1 protein-coding gene is annotated in these 1,274 nt (G+C 58.6%); it reads left to right on the top strand.

What is annotated here, in order from left to right; translation table 11 throughout:
• The first annotated feature begins 81 nt into the window (after positions 1-81).
• Positions 82-1,235, top strand: a protein-coding gene (locus FA740_RS19485; RefSeq protein ID WP_246053752.1) for an IS3 family transposase whose coding sequence is annotated in 2 segments (ribosomal slippage) — positions 82-334 and positions 334-1,235 — 1,155 coding nt in all. Because the reading frame shifts where the segments join, the coding sequence is not laid out codon by codon here.
• Positions 1,236-1,274 lie beyond the last annotated feature (39 nt).

The following is a 1,274-nucleotide window of genomic DNA, read 5'->3' on the forward strand; positions in this document are numbered from 1 at the left end:
TTGAGGTGCCCCCCGAAAACTGGACACTGGCATAAGCTCTGATTTGCTGTCTGCTGATCTTCATTACGAAGGAGATCGACGATGTCGAAACGAAAGCAGCACGCCCCTGAGTTCAAGGCGAAGGTGGCACTTGAGGCGCTGAAAGGCGAGGCGACCGTGTCGGAACTGGCGAGCCGGTTCGGCGTGCATCCGACGATGATCAATCAATGGAAACGCGCGCTGCTCGATGGCGCGTCCGGTGTCTTTGAACGCGGTGGCCGCAAGGCGCCGGTGATCGATGAAGATCAGGTCCGGGACCTGCATGCCAAGATCGGAGAGCTGGCGGTGGCCAACTCTTTTTTGGAAAGAAAGCTGAAGCCTTGGGGCGGGACGTGAGGCGCGGCATGGTCGAACGCGACCATCCGGACCTGTCGATCGGCCAGCAGTGCGCGCTGCTACAGGTCCCTCGATCGTCGTTTTACTATACGCCGCAGGGTGAGACGGACCATAACCTCGCGCTGATGCGGCTGATCGATGAGCAGTTCCTCGACACGCCTTTCTTTGGCGTCCGCCAGATGACCTGGCACCTGCGCAACGAGGGCCACAAAGTAAACGAGAAGCGCATCCGTCGGCTGATGCGCCTGATGGGGTTGATGCCGATCTATCAGAAACCGAACACCAGCAAGCCAGCGAAGGGGCACAAGACTTATCCCTACCTCTTGCGCGGACTGCGGGTGGACCGGCCAAACCAGGTTTGGTGCGTGGACATCACCTATCTGCCGATGCGCCGCGGCTTTCTCTACTTGGTGGCAATCATGGATTGGCACACCCGGATGGTTCTGTCATGGCGGATATCGAACACTCTCGACGCGGACTTCTGTGTCGAGGCGCTGAACGAGGCGATTTATCGGTTCGGACCGCCCGACATCATGAATAGTGATCAGGGATCTCAGTTCACATCCTTTGCCTGGACAGACCGCCTGCGCCGATCGGACGTCCGCATCTCGATGGATGGCAAGGGCCGCTATCTGGACAACATCTTTATTGAACGCCTGTGGCGCACCCTGAAATACGAGTGTGTCTACTTGCATGCTTGGGAGACCGGATCGCAGGCACGCACCGGTGTCCGCAATTGGATGGAATTCTACAACCACCGCCGGCCGCACAAGGCCCTTGGCGGCCGACCGCCGGCAGTGGTCTACTCACTGCAAATCGAAGTCATGCAACCCGATCAACAGGAGCAACTCAGAGCTTAAAAAGCGCCAGATCCTGTCCAAGGAAGGGGGAGCACCTCA

It is taken from the genome of Paracoccus hibiscisoli (genome assembly GCF_005048265.1).
GTDB classification, from domain to species: Bacteria; Pseudomonadota; Alphaproteobacteria; order Rhodobacterales; family Rhodobacteraceae; genus Paracoccus; species Paracoccus hibiscisoli.